The sequence below is a fragment of the Terriglobia bacterium genome (assembly GCA_020073205.1).
In the GTDB taxonomy this organism is placed as follows: domain Bacteria; phylum Acidobacteriota; class Polarisedimenticolia; order Polarisedimenticolales; family JAIQFR01; genus JAIQFR01.
In genome coordinates this window covers 26,452-42,655 of sequence record JAIQFR010000034.1, presented here as the reverse complement: position 1 = coordinate 42,655, position 16,204 = coordinate 26,452, and the positions used below count along the sequence as shown (strand labels likewise).

The following is a 16,204-nucleotide window of genomic DNA, read 5'->3' as shown; positions in this document are numbered from 1 at the left end:
GTTTTCAGCACGTGCTGGCCCATCTGGACGTTGTCGAGGCCGGTCGGCCCCATCCACCCGATGATTTGCTCGTTGGGGATCTCCTCGTATTGCCGGACCGCCTCCAGGGCTAGGGAGGGGTACCACTCGAAGTTCTGAGTCCTGCCCCCAGCTCCCGGGGTATGGGGCGGTCGCGCGGACGAGGAAGTAGTACACGACGCCGGGCGCCGGATCGTCTGGCGGACTCCAGCAGGTCGCCGTCGTGATCGTCCCCGGGCAAATCCCCGAGAAGCGCGGCGAAGGCGAGCGGACCACCCCGTACTCCGTCGCTCCGGCCTGCGCCTGCCAGCAGAAAGCGTTCTTGTCGCCCGGGACGGAGAACCCGCTGGTCCCGGAGATCTCGTCCACGACACCGTAGCCGGGCTCGCCGGGACACTGGTTGTCCAGGCCGTCGTTCACCTCGGGAGCGTCGGGATGAACGGAAGAGCACACGTCGTCGCAGTCGCCCGCGCACTCGCTAAAACCATCCCCGTCGCCGTCGGATTCATTCGTCCCCGCGAGCGACGGCCAGCCTGTCGAATTGCAGTCGTTGTTGACACCGTCGCAGATCTGGGGCGCGCCCGGGTAGATCGCCGCGTTCGTGTCGTCGCAGTCGTGGCAAGAGTCCGACCCGTCACCGTCGGCGTCTTCGCAGCACGCTACGCGTGCGAAGTAGATCTCCCAGTTTCCGTCCCGATTGAAGAGGGTTCACCGAGGAGTTCAGAGCCGGGGCGGTCCGGTTGGTCGTGGATGAGGGGAAGACCATCGGAGCGGTGTCGCGAGAGCTGGATCTGACCCCTTCGGCGTTGGGGAACTGGGTGCGGCAGGCGCGGGCGGACCGCTCGACGGGGAAGACCGGCCTGACGACCGAGGAGCGCGCGGCCTTTTTCGCCAAGAACCAGGCGTGACGGTTGTCTGGGTCGAAGCGGAGAGGGCCGAGTTTCCGGTCGCGTCGCTCTGCCGGGCTCTGCGGATCTCTCGGAGTGGTTTCTACGCGGGTCGCAACCGACCGGAATCGACGCACGCGACGGACGACCGACGCCAGCTCGGCTCCAACGTCGCCAATCAGGACCACAACTAGCAAGCCAGGTGCAGCGTGCTCACAGGCCGAATAGCAGTATGCGCAGGACTACGATCACCCCTCCCCACCCGGAGATGAGGAGCGCTCCTCGGCCGTACTTCGCAAGGTAGTAGGACGGTGAGCCCGTGTCGTACCGGGAGGGTTTTGCCCGCAGACCCACATAGATCGCCACGGGGCTGGTCAGGAACACCAGACAGTGAATCGGCTGTAGTTTATCCACCGTCTTTGACCGTGCGCCGACCCGGCCTGGGCCTGTGCTCCTTCCCACTGGTAGCGCCCGTACAGGGGTTCATCTTAGCCCCAGCCGTGCTTCCGGTTGTGCGGGAACCGTGCGGGAACGCCTCCCGGCGGGCCGCTACTCCGCCGGGAGGCATTGCCCGGAATTGTTGTATCTTTTCGGCCGTCTGTTGTGACGCGGCGGCTATGGGGGCCGGAAACGGGTTCGACTCCCACTCGCTTCCGCCAAGCTCGCGCCCCGCCGCCGCGGAGCGCTTCCCAAGGAGGACGACGTGCCCCTCGCCCTCGCGATCCACGGCGGTGCCTGGAACATCCCCGACGACGCAGTGGAAACTCACGCGGAGGGGATCGATCGCGCGATCCGGCAGGTCTGGCCGGAGATGGGCCGCGGCATGAGTGCGCTCGACGCGGTGGAGCTCGCGGTCCGCCTCCTCGAGGACGATCCCACGTTCAACGCCGGGCGGGGCGCCCACCTGAACCGGGACTTCAGGGTCGAGCTGGACGCGTCGATCATGGAGGGAACGAACCTCGATGCCGGGGCCGTCGCGGTCGTCGAGGGAGTGCGACACCCGGTGAGCGTCGCGCGGCTCGTGATGGAGCGCTCGGCCCACGTGATGCTGGCGGGCGCCGGCGCTCGCCGGTTTGCGCGGGAGCAGGGAGCGGAGATGTGCCGCACCCGGGACCTCTTGGTGGGGCGCGAGCTCGTCCGCTACGTCCGCGTGCGCCGGGGCGAGCGCGATCTCGTCAACTACGAGTTCCGCGCGAAGCGCAAGAGCGCCCCGTCCGACACCGTGGGCGCGGTCGCCCTCGACCGGCTTGGACGAGTCGCCGCGGCGACCTCCACCGGCGGAACCCAGGACAAGTCGCACGGGCGGGTCGGCGACTCCCCCGTGATCGGCGCCGGGACCTACGCGGACGACCGGGCCGGGGGGGCGTCGTCCACGGGATGGGGTGAGGGGATCCTGCGCGTCGTGCTCGCGAAGGCGGCGGTGGACCGGATGGCGGCGGGTGCTGTGCCGGCGGCCGCGGGGCGCACCGCGCTGGCGTCGCTCAGCCGGGTGCGCGGAACCGGCGGCCTGATCCTGGTGGACCGGCGTGGACGGGCCGCCGCCGTCTTCAACACGCCCCGCATGGCCCGCGGCATCGCCAGCGAGACGGGCGGGATCAGGGTCCGGGTGGACCCGGCGGGCGCGGGGCGTTGAGAGTCCCGGCCTGGCTCGCCTGGATCCTCCTCGGGATCACGTTCCTGACCGCCGGGTTGCTCCGCCAGTTCCACTCGGAGATCCCCCGCTCACCTTACGTGAACCCGCTGGTCGGCAGCTTGCTGTTCGCTGCAGTCTTCTTCCTCCTTCTGGTCGCGGCGCGCGAATGGCGGCTCGGACCGCTCCCGGGCCACGGCATCCGAATGGGAAGCATCACGCCGATCCTCCTCATGCTCCTGCTCGAGAAGTGGATCTCGCTCGGCCTGTACGGCCCCGTCTTCTATCTGGTCGCCCCCGAGGGCTTGGCGGAGGCGAACCTGGACGCGAGGTATCGCGCGTTCGCCGGCCTCGGGCTCCTCTTGACCTGCGCGCTGCTCTCGGGGTTTTCGCCGCCCGCCTGGCGCCGCACCTGGCGGCGCATCCGGCCGGGGCGATGGCCGGCGGGGGTCCTCGGCGTCGCGGCCGTCGTCGCCGGCGTCTACCTCGTCCTGGGGGGGCTCGCCGCGGCGCTCGGGGGCCGCCTGCGCCTCCACTGGCCCGCGCCGGAGGCGCTCCTGGGGTGGATCCTCTGCGGCCAGGCGCTGCGGGCGTTCGCCGAGGAGTACTACTACCGCAGCCTGCTGCTCGCCGAGATGCAGCGGCTCGGTCCGAGGCTGGGCGCGAGGGGCCGAGTGGCCTCGCGCTGGGTCGCGCTGATTCCGACCTCTCTCGTGTTCGGCCTCGAGCACGTCGCGCTCGGACCGCCGTGGGAGGAGCCGCTCCGTCAGGCGGCATTCACCCTCGCGCTCGGCTTGCTTCTGGGCGTCCTGGTGCTCGCGACCGAGAATCTCCCGTTCGTCGCCGGCCTGCACGCGTTCATCAACTGGCTCGTGCTCGGAGCGGCCCCCCGATTCGTCGACGAGACCGGGGCTCCGGCGCTCCCGGTCGGAACCTATGTGGGGCTGGCGCTGGCGCTGGCGTTCGTCCTCGCGTACCTCGCCGAACGACGCCGCGTCAGCCGCGCGCGACGGGGGAGCGCCCGGGCTTCTTGAGCGAGGCGGCGGCGCTGGCCACGTCGTCGTGCAGCTCGAAGATCCGGTCGAGCTTGATCACCTGGAGCACCGAGCGGACGCCGGGCGTGACCCCGGCGAAGCGGGCGTCCCGTCCGTTCTTCCTCGCCGCCTTGAACAGGCTGACCAGGACGCCGACGCCGGTGGAGTCCATGAAGGAAATCCCGGAGAGGTCCACCACCACGTCCGCGTCCCCGATGATGAGGTCCAGCGCCTCCGCCTTCACCTTGGCCGCGACGAGGGTGTCGAGCGCGTCCGTGCCCAGGAAGCGCAGGTGGAGGACTCCGAGCGACCGGTCCGATCGTACGTTCATCACGCGCCCCCCCCCGAGCCCGGCCCGGTGTCGATGCTGAGGACCTTCTCCACGGCCTCCTGACGGCCCTCCTTCACGACGTTCGCCAGCTCGCGGATCAGCTCGGCGATCCGGACCGCGGATTCCTCGATCACCGCCGCGGCCTTCAGGACCTTCGGGTCCGTCCCGGCCGCCAGCTTGAGCATCTGTGCCCGGCCCAGCAACGACGTCAGCGGGTTGTTGATCTTGTGGCTCAGGACGCTGAGCGTGCGCAGGACCTCGGAGAGCTTCTCGATCCGGTGGCGCTCCTCGATCTCGAGGGAACGCCGCGTGATGTCGCTGAGGAGCACCACCTCTCCTCCCTCGCCGCCGTCGAGGTTCCGGCGCGCGACCATGAGCAGCCGACCGTCGCCGCTCTCGCCCGCGACGCGCACCTCGGCGTCGGCGCCCCGGGGAACGCCGTCCAGGAACTTCGTGGACGGCCGGTCCGCGTCTGCGGAATGTCCCAGGGCGAGACGGCGTCCCGCGGGGTTGGCATGCCGCACGGACCCGTCGGCGCCGAGGATCAGGATCCCCGCGTCCAGAGCGGCGAGGACCCCGTCCAGCTCGCGGCGCGCCGCCTCGGCGTCGGCGAGGGCCCGCCCGAGGCTCGCGTTGGCCTCGGCGAGCGCGCCCGCCCGAGCCCGCAGCTCTCCCGCGACCGCCGCCTTCTGCTTGAGCGCCGCGGCCTCCGCCGCGAACGTGACCAGCGCGCGGAGCTTTCCCGCCGCGGCCGGTGAAAGGGTGCCGCGATCCTCTTTCAGCGCCTCGCAGGGGAGCTCGTTATTGATAACATCCTTTCCCGGTTCACCGGAAAAATCATTTACGTTATCAATCTCTTCTGTTTTTTTTGTTTTTAAAGTTGTGCTGATTTTTTTTTGAGTAGAGGTTCTATTCATTCAGTATTTTTTAAAGTTTATGTTCTTGAAAACGCAACATATTTTAGTTTATTGTATAAAAACAACAATTTTTAAATCTATTTATTAAAAACGTCCATCCGTCCTGCCGCGGTAGGAGTGGCGATGGGAGTTGGAGCAGACCTCGCTCAAGGCCACGGCGAGATCGTGGGTCTCCTCCTCGGTGAAGCCCGCGGACCGGGCGACCGCCGCGATCCACGTCCTGGCGTCACGGATCCGCGCGGGATCGCTCCTTATGGACAGCGCCTCCAATCGCGCGCCCTCAGGCACGAGCCACCTCTCCCGGCCCCGCGCCGACGTCCGCCCTGAGCGGCACCAGCAGCCGGAACTCGCTTCCCCCCTCGTCGCGCTTCTGCCACTTGAGCGCCCCGCCGTGCATCCTGGCGATGCGCAGCGCCTCGTGGAGGCCGAGGCCCACCCCCTTGGGCTTGCCTGTCAGCGCGTCGCCCCCCTGCTCGAAGGGTGCGAAGACGCGCTCGCGCTCCGCCGGCGGGATCCCGGGTCCCCGGTCGAGGACCGAGAAGGCCACACCGTCCACCACGCTCTCGCCCCGCCTCAGGCGGGCCGGGCCGATTCGGATCGACACCGGCGAGCCCGCCGGCGAGAACTTCACCGCGTTGTCCACGAGGTTGGCGAGCGCCCGCGCCACGCGCGCCGCGTCGACGGAGACGGGCCCGATCTTCTTCGACGCCTCGACCCGGACGCCACGAGCCCCGGCCAGCTCGATCGCTTTCGCGACGACGTCCTCGGGGGTCGTCTCGCCGACCTCGAGCGGCTCCTCGCCGTTCTCGAGGCGAACGAGCCGGAACAGACCGGTCAGGAGCTGGTCGAGGGACCGCGACGCCTGCACGATCGCATCGAGCATCTCCGCCCTGAGCTCCGGCGAGCCCCCATAATCGCGCAGCGCGGTGGCCGCGCTCAGGATGGCCGTGATCGGGGATCGCATCTCGTGGGACAGATTGGACAGGAAGCGGTCCTTCATGACGTCGAGCTCGCGAAGCTCGTCCAAGGCCTTTCTGAGCGCCGCCGTCCGGAGCCGAACGACCTCCTCGAGCCGGTCGCGGTGCAGCGTCAGCTCCTCGTGGATCCGCGCCTTGTCGAGGCCCGCGGCGAGGTGACCCGCCACGGTGGAGAGGAACCTCACGTCCGCGTCGCCGAAGGAGCCGTCGGGCGCGGGAGCGTAGGCCAGGAGGGTCATCTTCGCGTCGCCCCCGATCGGGGAGGACGCCCCGGCGCGGATGCCGGCGAGCGACGGCGGCACGTGCGTCCCCCCGACCTCCCGAGGAAGATCGTCCACCACCGTCGAGGCGGCGCTTCCGAGGAGCGTCGCGGCGAGGGCCCGTCCCTCGGGGAACGCCAGGAGCGGGTCGGCCGACCCCTTCCAGGTTCCCACCATCCCGGGAACGCCCCCGGGATCCTCGCGGAGGAGCGAGACCTGCGCCGAGCCGAGGACTTCGCCCACCGCGGCGAGCGCGGACTCGACGATCACGGTCCGGTCAAAGCTCGGACCCACCCGACGGAGCGAGTCGCTGAGCCGGCGCAGGGCGTCCGCCTCGCGCTCGAGACGCTCGGCTCGCACGGTCTGGCTGGCGAGGCCGTCCCCGAGCACCAGGCTCGCGCGCACGGACTGCTCCAGCACGTCGTCGCCGTCGAGGACGATGGACGTGGCGGCATCCTTCCCCGGGGAGGGCGCGGCGAGCCCGCCGCGCGCCTCGGCTCGGAGACGCGCCAGGCACGGGGCGAATGCCCGCTCCACTTCCCTCCCCAGTTCCGCCGGATCGAACCGCTCCCGGGTCCCTGCGGCCGCGAAGGAGGCGAGGCGCTCGAGCATCGCCCGCGCCGCCGCGACGAAGGTCTCCACGACGCCGACCGCCTTCACCGCCACCGCGGGAAAGCCGCTCGCCGGATCGGCGTTGAGCCAGCCCGCGACTTCCGCGGGCGGCGCGGCATCCGGCAGGTCCTGCTTGTTGAACTGGAAAAGGAGTGGGACGTTGACGGGATCGAGGCCGTTGGCGCGAAGGTTGATCCTGAGGTTCTCGAGGGAACCCCGGTTCTCGACCTCGCGCTCGCGGCGGGAGTCGGCCACGAAGACCACCGCGTCCGCGCCCGACAGCACGATCCTCCGGGTCGCGTCGTACCGGACCTGCCCGGGGACCGTGTAGAGCTTGAGCGCGACCCGGTAACCCAGGATCTTCCCCAGCTCCACGGGGAGCAGATCGAAGAACAGCGTGCGGTCATCCGAGGTCTCGACGGAGAGGAGCTTCGTGGTCGACCGAGGGTCGATCAGCCGGTGCAGCTCCCGGAGGTTCGTGGTCTTTCCCCCGAGCGCGGGCCCGTAGTACACGAGCTTCGCGAAGAGCGTCCGACTGCCGTGACTCCACTGGGCCACGCGTTCCCCCGGTCAGTTGTCCGCGGTGAGCCGTCGCATCCGGCCGGTCAGCGCGCCCACCGGGATGAGGCGCGGGCGGAGCGGATCCTCGGGCCCCGCGCCGCCTTCCCCCACCCCCGTGTCGATCGCCGCCCCCAGGTCGCGCAGGATCGCTTCGATCCGCCGGTCGATTTCCTGCTTCGAGAGCGGCCGGAGCGGCGCCCGTTCCTCCCGCTTCCGCCGCTTCGCGCTCATGTCCCCACGCTCCCCGACGTCCGTTCCGACAGGATCTCTCGCACGCGCCGAAGCAGCTCCGACGGGGAGTAGGGCTTGCTGATGAACTCGGTGGCCCCGGCGGCCAGCCCGCGATCGCGATCCCCTTCCTGACCCTTGGCGGTCAGCATGATCACCGGGATCGAGGAGAACCGCGGGTCGGTCCTGACGCGGCGGCAAACGGCGAATCCATCCATGCCCGGCATCATCACGTCCAGGAAGATCAGGTCGGGCCGTCCGCCCTCGAGCTTGGCGAGCCCGTCTTCCCCGTCCACCGCGGTGACGGGCAGGAACCCCTCTTCGCGCAGGATGAACTCCAGCGGTCGCCTGATGAAGGCGTCGTCGTCGATGATCAGGATCTTCTTCTCGCTCACTCGACCCTCTCCTCCTGCACTCGCTTGACCACCACGAGCGTCACATCGTCTCCGGGCGGCACGCCGGCGCAGTGCTCGACCATCGCCTGGAGGAGTCGCTCCCGGATCCGATCGGCGCCGGCGGACCGCGCCCGCACGGAGGCTTCGATCAGCCGCTCGATGCCGAACAGCCTGCGGCGCGGGTCTCTCGCCTCGACGAGCCCGTCGGTGTAGACCACCAGCACGTCGCCGGGATCGAAGTCGCGCTCGTCCTCCTCGTACGTCATCGCGGGAAAGAGGCCGAGCGCCGAGCCCCCCCGCTCGAGCCGCTCGACGCGTCCGTCCCGTCGAATCAGCAGCGGCGGGTTGTGCCCCGCGTTGCCGTAGGCGAAGCGCTCTCCCCCCGGCGGGAACCGGAAGAGCACCGCGGTAGCGAACACGTCCGAGTCGGAGAAGTCCGCCGCCAGCACCTCGTTGGTCCTCTCGAGCACGGTCGCCGGGGAGGGCTCACGCCTAGCTTCCGCCTGGAGGGCCCCTTTGGCGGCCGCCATGTAGAGCGCGGCCCCGACACCGTGCCCCGAGACGTCGGCCATGGCGAGTCCGAGCCCGCCGGGCAGCGACAGGTAGCCGTAGTAGTCGCCGCCGACGTTCTCGGCGGCGCGGTGGCCGCCGGCGATGCGGAGACCGTGCACGGTGGGGTCGCTCCGCGGCAGGAGCCCGAGGTGGATCTGGCGGGCGATCTCGTCCTCGCGCTTCCGCCTCTCGGCCCGGCGCACTTCGGCGGCGAGCCTTGTGTTCCGGATGAAGGCGGAGGTGAGGGACGCCAGCGCGGCGAGGAGCTTGACCTCACCGGTCCGGTACGACCGTTCGCCGGGCCGTCCACGAAGCACCAGCGCCCCCATCGGCTCGCTCGACTCCGAGGGGAGCGGCACCGATACGATCGCTTCCTGCTCCGGGGCCGCCTCCGCGAGAAAAGTCCGGCCGGTCTCGGCGGCGATCCGGGGAGCGTCGTCCCACGTCATGCCGCTCGGCGAGCGGTCCCGGGGAACCGCCGCGACGAGTCGCGGGCCGTCCGCCCCGCGGAGCCAGATCTCGCCGGCGCGCGCGCCGAGGGTGCGGGAAGCGTCGTCCAGTACCAGGCGCGCGATGGACTCCTCTCCCAGCACGCTGCCCAGGCGTTCGCACAACCGGTAGACGAGGGTGACCTCTTCGTATCGGTCGAGCAGCTCCACGCAGAGACTGCGGATCTCCTCCTCGTAGCCCTCGACCGGCGGCGCGACGCTCATCCCAGGACACTCCTCCACCCGTCGCTTACGCTCATGGAATCGAACAGCAATACATGAGCCATTTTATGAATATGCGTCTCAAGTTTATGTAATAATTCAACTTGATCGGTACGGGTGCCATCCTCACACGTCATTCCGATGACATCCCTTGGAATGCCGGGGCGACTCACGCGGCCGTCTTCCGCGAGTTTCTCGCTGAGACGGAGCTAGCAAGCGAGCAAGTCTTTTAAAATCAGCGGAACCGCGGCTGACAGTTTGGGGCGTCGGGCCGGGGTAAGATGGACGACGATTGTCGGGCCGGATCGCTCGATGCGACGCGGGGGAGGGTTCGGCTCCGAAGATTCGAGCGAGTACGCGCTTTCTCTCGTCCAAAGGGAAGCCTCGCGCGTTTCAATGTCGGGGTCCCTGGTGGAGGACGCGTTGGGCGCGCCGAGCGACGAAGACCTGGTGCTTGCGGTCCAGTCGGGCGACACCGATTCCCTCGGCGTGCTCGTGGCACGTTGGGAGCAGCCTCTCTTCCGCTTCGCATTCCGGCTGCTCCAGCGAACGGAGGACGCGCGCGACGTCTGTCAGGAGACCTTCCTCCGGATCCTGACCCGTTCGGAGCGATTCCGGGTCGGCGCGAGGTTCTCGACCTGGATGTACCAGATCGCGCTCAACCTCTGCCGCGACCACGTCAGACGACGGAAACGCTGGCGCTTTCTCACGTTCGAGGCGGACGAGGGGGCCGTCGAGCACCGAGTTCGGGAGCGGGTGGAAGGCCCGGTGTCGGCCGATCCGGCGGCGTCGCTCGAACGGGACGAGATCCGCCGGGCGATCCACAAGGCGCTCGGGACGCTGGCGCCGGAGCAGCGCGAGGTGCTGGTTCTCAAGGAGTTCGAGGGGCTCAAGTTCCGGGAGATTGCCGAGATCCTCGGCTGTCCCGAGAGCACGGTCAAATCCCGGATGTACTACGGCCTTACGGCCCTCAAGGGCGCCCTGGCCCGCCAGGGCGTCGAGGCGCCCTGAGAGGACGGGGAGTCTGGCCATGGCGTGCGAAGCTTATAGGGATCTCCTGGTCGCCCGGCTGTACGACGAACTGGACCCAGCCGACGCCGGGCGGCTCGACGCACACCTCGAGCGATGCACCGCTTGCAGGGACGATCTCGCGCAGCTCGCGTTCGCGCGAGAGCAGCTGCGCCGGGCCGAGTCTCTCTTCCCGGTATCGCCGCGCGTGGTTCTCCTGTCGCCGCGCCCCTTCCGCCGTCCGATTTGGGCGTTCGCGGCGGGCTTCGCGTGCGCGATGATCGTCCTGGCCGCAGGGCTCGGTGCCGGCTGGACTCTGAGGGACCGCGAGACGCCTGTCGGCGCCGGCTCGAACCCGCTCGCGGCCGGGGTCACGCGGGCGGAGGTGGAGGGACTTCTCCGTCAACAGGAGGCGACCCTCGACCACCGCCTCGAGGCGGCGCGAATCTCCGCGCCGGCGTCGCCGGCTGCAGCGCTCACCCGCGAGGATCTGGACGCCGCGTTCTCCCGCCTCGAGAAGAAGATCGAGGGCCGGAGGGCGGCGGACATGGGCTACCTTCTCGATGCGATCTCCGCGTCGGAGCTGCGGTCGAACACCCGGCTCGGCCAGACGCGGGAAGCGCTCCGGTACGTCGCGCTCGCGAGCGACCCGAGGGTCAGCGCCCAGTAGGTTGAGCGGCCGGCTCGGGCGCGACGCCGAGATCCGCGAGATGATCCGCGGCCGCCGGCGCCACTTCCAGCCCGTCGTCGTCCGGCGCCGTGGAGAGCGACGCACGAGCCCGCAAGAATGCGGTCCGCGCATCCGCCTCGAGGCCCTGGAACTCCAGCTCCCTCCCCAGGAGGTAGGCTCCCGTTCCCGCACCGACCCCCTTGCGCTCCCCCCATGGGATCCGGCGCAGGACATCGGCCGCGAGATCGTGGCGGCCGGCGCCGGAGAGCAGCAAGGCGAGATTCGCGAGCGCCGACGGCGCCGCGCCTCCGGCCACCGCACCGTCGGCGGCCGCCCAGGCGGCGACCACGGCAGGCGAGCGCGCACCGTCGTGACGGACGGGGATCACGGGAGTCGGGGCCGTGCGGACGCGGACCGCCCTTGGAGCCCCTTGCGGCCCGGCGACGTGGACCTCGATCTCCGATCCGGGCGCGGCGTCCCGAAGGGCGGCGGCGGCTTGTCGAGAGCCGTCGACGGCCGATGATCCAACGGCCAGGACGCGGTCCCCGACCGAGATGTTCGCGGCCGCCGCGGGACCGCCCGGCGCAACTTCCACGACCACCGCTTTCCCCCAGACCGAGCTGTCCGCCAGTTTCATGCCCGTCGAGCTCTCGAGCCACGCGGGGCGGGAGGGGTCGGGAAGCGTGCCCTCGATCCGCTCCACGGTGCGAAGAATCGGGCTATAGAGCGCGCCGCGGTCTGCGGGCCCGCCGCCGGGCGCCGGGGTTACCGTGACCGCGAGGTCGGTGCCGCCCGGGAGCTGGACCGCCTCCCAGCCGTGGGTCGAGGACAAGTCGGCGCCGGGCGGAAGCGGCAGCGGAGGCGCCGCGCTGAACGACTCCGCGAACGGCGAGAGCGCTCGGGGCCACTCGGCCACCACGCGAGCGAGGTTCGGCCGCGGGCGGACCTCGACCTCGAGCCCACCCTCTTCGGGCAGCTCGACCCTGGCCCACCAAACCACCCGACCACCGGCGCGGACCTCGACGTCCCGCGGTCCCGGGCAGAGCTCGAGGGGCTCGATCGGCAGGGTTCCCGCGGGATTCCCGTCGACTCGAACTTCGCCTCCCTCGATCGAGCCCATGAGCTTGAGGCGGGACCGGACCGGGTCGAGCGCCACCGTCTCGATGGCGAGGGGCGCGTGATCCATGAGATCCACCGTGATCATTCGCCGGTGACGCACGGTTCGATAGCAGGGCTTCCTCAACGTGATCGCGTGCTCGCCCGGAGCGAGATCGTCGATCTCGAGCTGCGCCGGGGCGTCGGGCGCGCCCGATTTCGGCCTCGCCGTCTCGCCCGAGGGTTGATCGTCCACCGAGACCAGGACGCCATCCGGCTCGGTACGGACGACGATGCTGCGGACATTGGGGACCAAACGGACGACGAACGGGGTCTCGTGTCCCGGCTGCACGTCGATCGTCCGCTCGAGCGGATCGAACCCCTTCCTCTCCAGGCGAAGGGTCCGGCTCCCGGCGAGCGCGGGGAGGGTGCCGTCGGCCAGGCGGCGCGCCGGCCGGCCATCCACCAGCACGGTGGCGTCTGAAGGGTCGAGGTCGATGCGCAGCATGCCCACACGATCCGCTCGGGCCTTCTCGAACCGGGCGATCGCCTTCCTCGAGGCGACCGCCGGGTCCGGCTCGAACGCCGGGTCGAGATCGAGGACTTCCCGGTAGTCCTGTTCCGCGGCGTCCAACGCGCCGCTGGCGGCGTGAGCCTGCGAGCGAAGCACCAGCGCGTCGAGCCTCGTCGACGCAGGCAGCGCGGGATCGCGGAGCATCGCGTCGATCGCGGCCAGCGCGGACTCGAACCGAAGCGCGAGGAGGTCGTCGCGGATCGCGTCGAGAGGCGAGGACGGGCGCGCCGGGGTCGGCGGGGGCGGCTCCTCGGCGCGCGGAACGGCCGGGCTCATGAGGCAGACCGAGACGGCGAGCGCGACGAGCGCGATGCTTGCCTGAGTTTTCACGGGAACCTCGCCGTCGTCCCGCCCCCCTCCGCCTGGAGGTCGAGGGAGCCGTCCGCGCCCAGGACGATCGTGTCGGCCCGCGGGAGGCCCGCGGCCCGGATCGAGACGCGATCGCGGACCTGGCCGTCCGGGCCGAGCAACAGGACCTCGTCCGCCTTCGAGTCGAGCACGGCCACCTCCCCCGCCGGATCCGCTGCGAGCGCCTCGGGCCGCTCGCACGGGACCGCGGCGATCGGTCGCAAGCTCCCGTCGGCGAGCACTTCGACGAGCCCCTTGGCCCGCGCATCGAGGCTCACGAGCCGCGCTCCGTCCCAGACGAGACCGGTCAGCCGAGGAGCCTTGGCAACCCCGGCGAGCGCCGCGGGCGACGGAGCGCCCGGCTCGAGCACGCCGATTCTCTCGCCGTGCCGGTCGAGGAGATAGAGCCGGCCCCACCCGTCGGCGGTCATGGCCGAGGCCGGCGAGAAGGCTCCCAGCTCGGCGACGGCAACGGGTCCCGACGGCAACAAGCGGTAGAGGCGCTCGCCCGCCGCCGCGAACCGGCGTCCCATCGAATCCTCCGTGAGCGCCTGCACCCCGTCCAGCGCGAAGCGCGCGCCGGTCTTCCCGTCGGCTTCGATTTCGATCACCGCTCCCGTGCGCCGGTCGGCCAGGAGCAGTCCTCCGTCGCGGAGGCGTGCCGCCGCGGCGACACCCTTGAGACCGGATGGCGCGGTCACGGCGGTTCCGCCTGTCCAGCGCCCCCCGACGCCCGCCTGCCGCAGCGTGCTCCGCACGGCCAGGTCCCGGAGCGCCAAGGTCTCTCGCTCACCGCCTTCCTCCGCGTTCTCCTCGATCAGCGCCGCGGCGCGTCCGGGCTTCCCGTCGCGCAGCAGCATCCTCGCGAGGCGGGCACGACTCCTGTCGCCGGCCGGGGTCGTCGCCCCGTCGATCGCCAGGCGCTGGTAGGCCGATCTGGCCCGCTCCCGCTCTCCCGAACGCTCGTCGATCCAGGCGATCCCGAACCGCGCGGAGGAGCGCCAGCGCTCGTCCACTGCGCCCGTGGCCACCCCGAGCAGATCGAGGCGAGCGCGCGCGGGGTCGCGCCCCAGCAGCGGCTCCAGGCGCAGGAAGGCGCGGAGCACCCTCGCCTCGCTCGCGCGGTCCCCACCCGGGAATCCGTCGATCGCCCGATCGAGGAGCGCCGCGGCGCGGAGAGCCTCCGGCGCCGCGATCCGGCCGAGATCCCCGGGCCACGTGGCGACCGGCAGCAGCAGCGCCTGCTCCACCAGCGCGTCGTCGGCGAGCGGTCCGGCCGGGTCGAGATCGAAGACCTTCGCCAGCGCGGCGGCCGCGTCCGCCGATCCCTCCGCCACCAATCGTCGCGCGATCCTGTACTGCCGTGCCGCGCCCTCCGGATCGCGAACCGGGGCCGTCTCCGCCGCCTTCGATAGGAGCGTCACCACGAAAATCGCGACGATCAAGGCCGGCGTTCGCCGAGGTCGGGTCATCTCCTGCCCCCCCTTTCGAATCCGAAGCGGAGCGGAGGGTTGTTCGGCCCGGCGACGAGATCCACGTCCTGCTCCTTCGACTCCCCGGTGGGTTCGTACTCGACCTTGACTCGGTAGTGCCCGGCGCCCACCTCCCGCTTCACGGGAGTCTCGTCGAGGAATCGCCATTCGGTACCGTCGCGCCGAAGGTACACCTTGCAGTTGCCGGGAAACGCCTGGACCGTGAGCACGGCCATCCCCGGAATCTCCAGTCGAGGGGTCGTGGTCACGCCTCCACCCACCTCCGCTTCGCCGTGGACGTCGATCCAATGTTCCTCGTCCACCGCGCGGATCGAGTGCTTCCCTTCCGGCAGATCGATGGCGCCTCCCCCCCGGTCGACGCGGCGCCCGTCCACGAAGAACGTGACCGGGAAGGGCGTAGCCGGGAGTTTCAACCGGCCGGTGGGGATCGCCGCGAGCCGCAGTCCCGCCGCGGCGGTTCGAGCCTCGAGGGGCGTGGCGCCGGATGGGATCGCCACGCTCGCGGCGTGGTGTCCCGGCGCCGACGCTTCGAGCGCGTTCTCCCGGCACAGCTCGAGCGTCAGGTGGGCCGGCGCGGGGATCGCCGATCCACCGTTCAAGCGCACTCGCGCGCCGGAAACGCCCGGGTCCACGACGACCTCCGCTCGCACGGGGTCCAGAACCAGGACGATCTCGCGGCCGCCGTCCGCGGGAGCCAGCGTATGGGTCGCCTTGCGGCAGTCCTGCGCCGCGGATAGGACGCCGAACGGCTCCATCGACGTGAAGCGGACGCTGTTGCCCGTCACCGGTTTCCCGTCGAGGGAAACCGGGACTCCCACCGGTTCGGTCTTGACTCGGGCTTCGATCCACACCTCAGCTGGCTTCGGCGGCGCCCCTGGCACTCCGCGGAACACGACGTAGGCGGCCGCCGCCACCGCGAGAACTCCGCCTGTGGCGCCGAGCGCCGCCACGACGCGCCCTCCGCGCCGTCTCGGCTTCGCCGGCTCCGGCGCGTCCGCCTCAGGGAGGCGCGCCCCGCGCGCGCGCCTGGGCGACGGCCCTTGGGCAGGCGGAGCGGCGGCCGCGCCCGGAGCGGCGGCGTCCGTGGCAGCCCGGCGGAGCGACGCGGCGAACGCCTCGCCGTCGGGGAACCTGTCGTCCGGCTCCTTGGCCAGTGCCTTGCGGAGGAACACCGACAGGCCGGCCGGAAGCGTGGGCCTCTGGATGAACGCGTCGGCCGCGTCCTCGTTCACGATCCTGTAGAGCACCGAGGAGACCGACTCGCCCCCGAACGGCTTCTCTCCGGTCAGCATCTCGTAGAGGACGACCCCGAGCGAGAACAGGTCGCTTCGTCGATCGAGGGTGGCGCCGCGGACCTGCTCCGGGGACATGTAATTCGGCGTCCCCATCAGCGTCCCGTCGTGGGTGAGCTGGGACGCCGGGTTCTTGGCGAGGCCGAAGTCCATGATCTTCACGGAGGTCTCGCCGACGCGCATCAGATTCGCCGGCTTCACGTCCCGGTGAACGATGCCCGCGCGATGCGCGTAGGCGAGGGCCTCGGCGGCGCGGGCGACGATCTCCACAACCGTTCCGATGGGCAGGAGGCCGTCGGCCCCGCAGAAGCCGTCGAGGGTCTGGCCCTCGACGTACTCCATCGCGAGGTAAGGAACGCCTTCGGCCTCGCCGACGTCGAAGATCGTGACGATGCCGGGGTGGAGGAGCTTCCCCGCGGACCTCGCCTCCCTCAGGAACCGCTCGCGCGCGGAGGTCTGGTCCTGCTCCGGAAGCCCTGCGAAGACCTGGATCGCCTTGATCGCCACCGGCCGGTCGATCTCCGGATCGTGTGCCAGGTACACCCGGCCCATGGCGCCGCGACCCAGCTCCTTGACGATCCGGTAGCGGCCGAGATTCTGGAGCTCCATCGC

16 protein-coding genes and 1 pseudogene are annotated in these 16,204 nt (G+C 70.6%); 5 read left to right on the top strand and 12 right to left on the bottom strand.

Features of this window, described 5'->3' with window-relative positions:
* Window positions 1-471 (bottom strand): hypothetical protein (locus tag LAO51_09250; protein ID MBZ5638925.1); only part of this gene is annotated, 471 nt, incomplete at its 3' end.
* Window positions 472-552: 81 nt separating this feature from the next.
* Window positions 553-696 (bottom strand): annotated as a pseudogene (locus LAO51_09245) (putative metal-binding motif-containing protein).
* Window positions 697-758: 62 nt separating this feature from the next.
* Between LAO51_09245 and LAO51_09240 the strand changes: the two are divergent.
* The 3 genes from LAO51_09240 (at window position 759) to LAO51_09230 (ending at window position 3,569) form a co-directional block, all read left to right on the top strand.
* Window positions 759-926 carry a transposase gene (locus LAO51_09240; GenBank protein MBZ5638924.1) on the top strand — a complete coding sequence of 56 codons (168 nt, stop codon included), beginning with the start codon at window positions 759-761 and terminating at the stop codon, window positions 924-926.
* A 682-nt stretch (window positions 927-1,608) separates the two neighbouring features.
* On the top strand, window positions 1,609-2,538 hold the full coding sequence (locus LAO51_09235; GenBank protein ID MBZ5638923.1) for an isoaspartyl peptidase/L-asparaginase: 930 nt from the start codon (window positions 1,609-1,611) through the stop codon (window positions 2,536-2,538).
* Window positions 2,535-3,569, top strand: coding sequence for a CPBP family intramembrane metalloprotease (locus LAO51_09230; GenBank protein ID MBZ5638922.1), 1,035 nt, complete (start codon window positions 2,535-2,537; stop codon window positions 3,567-3,569). Before LAO51_09235 ends, LAO51_09230 begins: the two co-directional genes overlap by 4 nt.
* Here the strand turns inward: LAO51_09230 and LAO51_09225 are convergent.
* From LAO51_09225 to LAO51_09195, 7 genes are all read right to left on the bottom strand, one after another.
* Window positions 3,532-3,900: an STAS domain-containing protein gene (locus LAO51_09225; protein MBZ5638921.1), complete on the bottom strand. Its 369-nt coding sequence runs from the start codon at window positions 3,898-3,900 to the stop codon at window positions 3,532-3,534. The two genes, LAO51_09230 and LAO51_09225, sit on opposite strands and share 38 nt — an antisense overlap.
* Window positions 3,900-4,817 (bottom strand): hypothetical protein, encoded by a 918-nt coding sequence (locus LAO51_09220; protein MBZ5638920.1) that lies wholly within the window; start codon window positions 4,815-4,817, stop codon window positions 3,900-3,902. The genes LAO51_09225 and LAO51_09220 overlap by 1 nt, the downstream gene beginning before the upstream one ends.
* A gap of 84 nt (window positions 4,818-4,901) precedes the next feature.
* Window positions 4,902-5,105 carry an ATP-binding protein gene (locus LAO51_09215; protein MBZ5638919.1) on the bottom strand — a complete coding sequence of 68 codons (204 nt, stop codon included), beginning with the start codon at window positions 5,103-5,105 and terminating at the stop codon, window positions 4,902-4,904.
* Window positions 5,098-7,224: a hypothetical protein gene (locus LAO51_09210; GenBank protein MBZ5638918.1), complete on the bottom strand. Its 2,127-nt coding sequence runs from the start codon at window positions 7,222-7,224 to the stop codon at window positions 5,098-5,100. Before LAO51_09210 ends, LAO51_09215 begins: the two co-directional genes overlap by 8 nt.
* 12 nt (window positions 7,225-7,236) lie before the next feature.
* Window positions 7,237-7,458 carry a hypothetical protein gene (locus LAO51_09205; protein MBZ5638917.1) on the bottom strand — a complete coding sequence of 74 codons (222 nt, stop codon included), beginning with the start codon at window positions 7,456-7,458 and terminating at the stop codon, window positions 7,237-7,239.
* On the bottom strand, window positions 7,455-7,850 hold the full coding sequence (locus LAO51_09200) for a response regulator (GenBank protein ID MBZ5638916.1): 396 nt from the start codon (window positions 7,848-7,850) through the stop codon (window positions 7,455-7,457). The genes LAO51_09205 and LAO51_09200 overlap by 4 nt, the downstream gene beginning before the upstream one ends.
* Window positions 7,847-9,115: a SpoIIE family protein phosphatase gene (locus LAO51_09195; protein ID MBZ5638915.1), complete on the bottom strand. Its 1,269-nt coding sequence runs from the start codon at window positions 9,113-9,115 to the stop codon at window positions 7,847-7,849. Before LAO51_09195 ends, LAO51_09200 begins: the two co-directional genes overlap by 4 nt.
* Window positions 9,116-9,535: 420 nt before the next feature.
* Here LAO51_09195 and LAO51_09190 point away from each other — a divergent pair, with 420 nt between their 5' ends.
* Both LAO51_09190 and LAO51_09185 read left to right on the top strand, forming a co-directional pair.
* A complete protein-coding gene (locus tag LAO51_09190) occupies window positions 9,536-10,123 on the top strand; it encodes a sigma-70 family RNA polymerase sigma factor (GenBank protein ID MBZ5638914.1) in 588 nt (195 codons plus the stop codon).
* 19 nt (window positions 10,124-10,142) lie between these two features.
* A complete protein-coding gene (locus LAO51_09185) occupies window positions 10,143-10,790 on the top strand; it encodes a zf-HC2 domain-containing protein (protein ID MBZ5638913.1) in 648 nt (215 codons plus the stop codon).
* Here LAO51_09185 and LAO51_09180 read toward each other — a convergent pair.
* Genes LAO51_09180 through LAO51_09170 form a run of 3 tightly spaced genes read right to left on the bottom strand, consistent with a single transcriptional unit; the run spans window position 10,777 to window position 16,201 of the window.
* Complete coding sequence (locus tag LAO51_09180; GenBank protein ID MBZ5638912.1) at window positions 10,777-12,789, bottom strand: PEGA domain-containing protein; 2,013 nt, start codon at window positions 12,787-12,789, stop codon at window positions 10,777-10,779. The genes LAO51_09185 and LAO51_09180 overlap by 14 nt on opposite strands.
* Window positions 12,786-14,279: a hypothetical protein gene (locus LAO51_09175; GenBank protein MBZ5638911.1), complete on the bottom strand. Its 1,494-nt coding sequence runs from the start codon at window positions 14,277-14,279 to the stop codon at window positions 12,786-12,788. Before LAO51_09175 ends, LAO51_09180 begins: the two co-directional genes overlap by 4 nt.
* Window positions 14,276-16,201 carry a serine/threonine protein kinase gene (locus LAO51_09170; GenBank protein MBZ5638910.1) on the bottom strand — a complete coding sequence of 642 codons (1,926 nt, stop codon included), beginning with the start codon at window positions 16,199-16,201 and terminating at the stop codon, window positions 14,276-14,278. The genes LAO51_09175 and LAO51_09170 overlap by 4 nt, the downstream gene beginning before the upstream one ends.
* Window positions 16,202-16,204 lie beyond the last annotated feature (3 nt).